The 5,256-nt window shown below is 73.5% G+C and carries 5 protein-coding genes; 2 read left to right on the top strand and 3 right to left on the bottom strand.

The features are described 5' to 3' along the window. Together GT045_RS15620 and GT045_RS15615 are read left to right on the top strand one after the other, a co-directional pair. On the top strand, positions 1 to 939 hold a 939-nt coding region (locus tag GT045_RS15620; RefSeq protein WP_202528161.1), incomplete at its 5' end, for a cbb3-type cytochrome c oxidase subunit I. After that, a complete protein-coding gene (locus tag GT045_RS15615) occupies positions 936 to 1,319 on the top strand; it encodes a cytochrome c oxidase subunit 4 (protein ID WP_161334526.1) in 384 nt (127 codons plus the stop codon). The genes GT045_RS15620 and GT045_RS15615, both read left to right, overlap by 4 nt. Here GT045_RS15615 and GT045_RS15610 read toward each other — a convergent pair. The 3 genes from GT045_RS15610 to GT045_RS15600 all read right to left on the bottom strand — a co-directional run. After that, complete coding sequence (locus GT045_RS15610) at positions 1,255 to 2,748, bottom strand: cytochrome bc complex cytochrome b subunit (protein WP_161334525.1); 1,494 nt, start codon at positions 2,746 to 2,748, stop codon at positions 1,255 to 1,257. The two genes, GT045_RS15615 and GT045_RS15610, sit on opposite strands and share 65 nt — an antisense overlap. Beyond that, entirely contained in the window at positions 2,745 to 3,017 is a 273-nt protein-coding gene (locus tag GT045_RS15605; protein WP_161297489.1) for a hypothetical protein, read from the bottom strand. The genes GT045_RS15610 and GT045_RS15605 overlap by 4 nt, the downstream gene beginning before the upstream one ends. Positions 3,018 to 3,109: 92 nt before the next feature. Then, positions 3,110 to 5,256, bottom strand: a 2,147-nt coding sequence (locus GT045_RS15600; RefSeq protein ID WP_161334524.1) for a SpoIIE family protein phosphatase, incomplete at its 5' end; no start/stop codon positions are given.

Raw genomic sequence — 5,256 nt, 5'->3', positions numbered from 1 at the left:
AACGGCGGCGCGCTGCTGTGGCAGCACCTGTTCTGGTTCTTCGGGCACCCGGAGGTGTACATCGTGGCGCTGCCGTTCTTCGGGATCGTCTCGGAGATCATCCCGGTCTTCTCCCGCAAACCGCTGTTCGGCTACGTGCCGATGATCGGCGCGACCGTCTCGATCACCATGCTGTCGGCGGTGGTGTGGGCGCACCACATGTTCGCGACCGGCGCGGTGTTGCTGCCGTTCTTCTCGGCGATGTCGTTCCTGATCGCGGTGCCCACGGGCATCAAGTTCTTCGCGTGGATCGGGACCATGGTCCACGGCTCGGTCTCGTTCGAGACGCCGATGCTGTGGTCTCTGGGGTTCCTGGTGTCGTTCCTGCTCGGCGGGTTGAGCGGCGTGCTGATCGCCTCCCCGCCGCTCGACTTCCACCTCACCGACTCGTACTTCATCGTGGCGCACCTGCACTACGTCCTGTTCGGCACGGTGGTGTTCGCGATGTTCGCCGGCTTCTACTTCTGGTGGCCGAAGTTCACCGGGAAGATGCTGGACGAGCGGCTCGGCAAGGTGCACTTCTGGCTGCTGTTCCCGGGGTTCCAGCTGACCTTCCTGGTGCAGCACTGGCTCGGCGAGCAGGGGATGCCCCGCCGGTACGCGGACTATCTGCCGGGCGACGGCTTCACCCTGCTGAACACGCTGTCGTCGGCGGGCGCGTTCCTGCTGGGCGTGTCCACGCTGCCGTTCCTCTACAACGTCTGGCGCACCGCCGTCAGGGGAGAGCGGGTCTCCCTGGACGACCCCTGGGGCTGGGGCCGCGGCCTGGAGTGGGCGACGTCCTGTCCGCCGCCCCGGCACAACTTCGTCGCGCTGCCCCGCATCCGGTCGGAGTCACCCGCCTTCGACCTGCACCATCCGGAGGTCGAGAGCCCGGCCGGGGAGGAGAGGGTGCGATGAAGGCGGAGGCGATGCTGTTCGCGGCGGTGGCGGTGTTCTTCGCCGGTTCCGCCGCCCTGTACGGGGTGTGGTCGCGGGACGTGACGGGCACGACCGCGCTGGTCGTCGCGTTCGGGATGGCGGCGCTGGTCGCCTTCTTCTGCCTCGTGCAGTACCGGCGCCGGGGCGCACGCCCGCAGGACCGTACCGACGCGGAGGTGGCGGACGGGGCCGGCCCCGTGGAGTTCTTCCCGGACGAGAGCCTGTGGCCGGTCGTCACCGCCCTCGGGTTCGCGGTGACGGCCACCGGTGTCGTCTACGGGCTGTGGCTGTTCCTCATCGGTCTGGGTGTTCTGGCGCGCGGGGTGGGCGGGATGGTGTTCCAGTACGCGCGCCGGTGAGCGGCCTGCGGGGAGCGCCGGGGCGGAAGGCCGCGACGGGCTCGTGGTCGCTCTCGTAACCGCCGGCGAGGGTCTGCCGGATCTCGCCGGTGGGCACGCCCTCGTCGAGGCGTTCCCGCTCGGCCGCCGTCAGGGCCCGGCACAGCCACCGGGTGACCAGGAAGGCGAGCGCGGGCGCCACCACGAGGGCGATCCGCAGCACCCAGGTCAGGGCGTCGACGGAGACCCGGAAGGTGAGGGCGATGATGTCGTTGCCGCCGGCCAGCAGCAGCACGCCGTAGAAGACGGTGCCCGCCACCCCGAGCCCGGTGCGGACGGGGCGCTCCCGCGGCCGGTCGCACAGGTGCCGCTCGGTGTGCCACTCCCCCGTCAGCCGCTGCTCCACGAACGGGACGGCGTAGAGCACGGCGAACAGCAGACCGGGCAGGACGACGGCCGGCAGCAGGACGTTCCACATGACGGTGTGCCCGGCGACGTTCGTCTCCCACGGCGGTACGAGCCGCAGCGCGCCCTCCAGGAACCCGACGTACCAGTCGGGCTGGGAGCCGGTGGAGACCAGGTCGGGGCGGTAGGGGCCGTAGTTCCAGACGGGGTTGACCTGGGTGACGGCGGAGAGCAGCGCGAGCATGCCGAAGACGGTCAGGGACAGGCCGGCGGAGGTGGCGGTGAACTGCGGGTAGAGGGGTTTGCCGCGCACGTCGCGGTTCGAGCGGCCGGGGCCCCGCCACTGGGTGTGCTTCAGCCGGAAGACCAGCACCAGATGCACCGTCACCAGGGCGATGAGCGCGCCGGGCAGGAGCAGGATGTGCACCGGGTACAGCCGGGTGATGATGTCGTGGCCCGGGAACTGGCCGCCGAACGCGAAGAAGGCCGCGTACGTGCCCACCAGCGGGATCGACCCCATGATGCCCTGCGCGATGCGCAGCCCGGTGCCGGAGAGCAGGTCGTCGGGGAGCGAGTAGCCGGCGAAGCCCTCGGCGAGCGAGACCACGAACAGGGTCAGCCCGATCACCCAGTTCAGCTCCCGCGGCCGGCGGAAGGCGCCGGTGAAGAAGATCCGCAGCATGTGCAGGCCGATCGCGGCGACGAAGACGAGTGCGGCCCAGTGGTGGAGCTGGCGCATCAGCAGGCCGCCGCGCACGTCGAAGCTGATGCGCAGGGTGGAGTCGAACGCGGCCGACATGCGCACGCCCCGCAACGGCGTGTACGAGCCCGCGTAGACGACCTCCCGCATCTCCGGCTGGAAGAAGAACGTCAGCCACACGCCGGTCAGGATCAGCACGAGCAGGCTGTACAGCGCGAGTTCGCCGAGGAAGAACGACCAGTGCTCCGGGAACGCCTTGCGCAGCAGCGCGCCGCCCTCCACCACCGGCAGCCGCGCGTCGGCGGCGTCCGCGAGCCGCTCGGCGCGCCGGCCGGCACGGCTCATGTGCTCTCCGGCGCGGCGGCCCGCTCCACCTCGGCCTCCACCTCCGCCCGGGGCCGGCCGGTCTCCTTGGCGTACTCGCTGACCGCCGTCTGCACGTCGCGGGCCAGGTCCCGCCAGGCCCGCAGCGCGGTCTCGTAGGTGCCCGACTGGGCACCCGTCATGCGCTGTTCGGCCGGCGGGCCGTAGGTCTGCCGGAGGTCCTCGACCGTGGCGCGGGCCGCTTCGGCCGCGCGCTGCTTCTGCACCAGTTCCTCGAAGTCGTGTGCCACATCAACCGACCCTAGGCACGGGCGCCGGAGCGCGCCTCCCCACGCTGTCCGAACGGCTTTCCCCGGCGCCGGGCCGAGCGCGCGAGCGGCGGTCAGCCGTCGGCCACGAGGTCCGCCCACACCTGTTTGCCGCCGCTGACCGGGATCGTCCCCCAGGCCGCCGACACGGCCTCCACCAGCAGGATGCCCCGGCCGCCCGTGGCCTCCCAGCCGATGCTGGTGGGCTGTACGGGGCTGCGCGGGGAGGAGTCGGCGACGGCGAGCCGCAGCCGGCGGCCGACCAGGCTCATGTCGAGCCGGACCGGGCCGCCGGTGTGCACGAGGGCGTTGGTGACGAGTTCGGAGACCACCAGCAGGGCCGCGTCGACCATGTGCTGGGGCAGCTCCCAGGCGCGCAGGGTGCGCCGGGTGAAGCGGCGGGCGTGCCGGACCGCCTCCGGCACCCGCCACACCGTCCAGGTCTCCCGCAACGGCCGCACCGCCATGCCGTCGTAGCGCATCAGCAGCAGGGCCACGTCGTCGCCACGGTGGGCGCCGGTGAGCAGGGCGTCGGCGACCAGGCCGAGGTGGGCGGGGTCGGCGGCGGCCAGTTCGCGGGCCAGCCGGTCCATCCCGGCGTCGAGGTCGGTGTCGGAGGACTCCACCAGGCCGTCGGTGGTCAGCGCGACCACGGTGCCGGGCCGCAGCCGCAGCGGGGTGATCGGGAACTCGGCCTGGGTCAGCACCCCGAGCGGCGGGCCGCCCTCGGTCGCCAAAATCTCGGTGGTGCCGTCCGGGTGGCGCAGCACCGGCTGCAGATGCCCGGCGCGTACGCACCAGGCGGTGCCGCTCTCCATGTCGACGTCGAGATAGGCGCAGGTGGCGAAGAGGTCGGTCTCCATGTCCAGCAGCAGCCGGTTGGCGTGGGCGACGACCACGTCCGGGGGGTGGCCCTCGGCGGCGTAGGCGCGCAGCGCGGTGCGCATCTGGCCCATGAGGGTGGCGGCGCCCGCGTTGTGCCCCTGCACGTCGCCGATGACGAAGGCCACGTGGCTGTCGGCGAGCGGGATCACGTCGTACCAGTCGCCGCCGACCTCCAGACCGGCCGTGGTGGGCAGGTAGCGGGCGACGGCGACCGCGCCGGGCAGCCGGGGCAGGCGCCGCGGCAGCAGGGTGCGCTGGAGCATGCCGACCAGCTCGTGCTCGGCGTCGAAGGCGTGGGCGCGCAGCAGGGCCTGGCCGGTGAGGGCGGCGCAGGCGGTGAGCAGGGCGCGTTCGTCGGGGGCGAAGTCGTGCGGGCGGTCCCAGCCGATCAGGCAGGCGCCGGCCATCCTGCCGCCCGCGGGCAGCGGCAGCACGGCGAGGCCGCCGGGGCCGACCTCGCCGAGGGCGGGCTCCAGCGCCGAGCCCGCGGGCCAGATCCGGGCGCGGCCCCCGCGCAGGGCCGCGGCCAGGGTGGGCATGGCGCGCACCGGCGCGTCGGGCCACTCGGTGCGCCATTCACTGCGCCACACCTCGGGCCATGCCTCCGGCTCGGGCGGGTCGAGGACGGTGACGACCAGCCGGTCGTTCTCCAGCTCGGCCAGGGCGATGCGGTCGGCGTGCAGCGGTGCGCGCAGGGCGGCGACGACGGCCCGGCCGACGTCCTTGACGGTGCCGGCGGTGGCCAGGGAGGCGGCCAGGCGCTGTACGCGGGCGACGTCGGTGACGTCGGAGCGCAGGGTGGAGGCGTCGGCGACCGTACCGACGAGCCTGGCGGGCCGGCCCTCGCCGCCGGGCAGCAGCCGGCCCCGCAGCCGCAGCCAGGCGGGCGGCCCGGCGGCCCGCAGGATGCGGAACTCCAGCTCGCGGTCGCCGATGGACATGTGGTCGGCCTCGACCACGGACATCAGCGCGGGCAGGTCCTCGGGCACCGTGCGCCCCAGCAGGGTCTCCACCCGGCCGTCGAAGCCCTCCCGGCCGATCCCGAACAGCCGCAGGATCGCCGCGCCGACCGCGATCCGGCCGGTGTCCATGGACAGGCTGAAGGCGTCCTCGGGCAGTTCGCCGGTGTCCTGGGCGGCGGCCGGGACGGGTACGGCGATCGTGTGGGCGATCAGCTCCAGGCAGGACCGGTCGTCGGTGCCGAAGCCGCCGGGATGCTCGCCGGCGGCCAGCAGGCAGCCGGCGCCCGCCGGGCCGATCGGCAGGACGGCCACGGAGAAGGCGGGGGACGGGGTACGGCGGGCGTCCGGGCCGCCGGCCAGCTCGGCGGGGCCGA

Origin of the sequence: Streptomyces sp. SID486 (assembly GCF_009865385.1) — a bacterium.
Lineage (GTDB): Bacteria > Actinomycetota > Actinomycetes > Streptomycetales > Streptomycetaceae > Streptomyces.
Note: the sequence above shows the minus strand (reverse complement) of the source record. Positions and strands in the feature narration are given on the sequence as shown.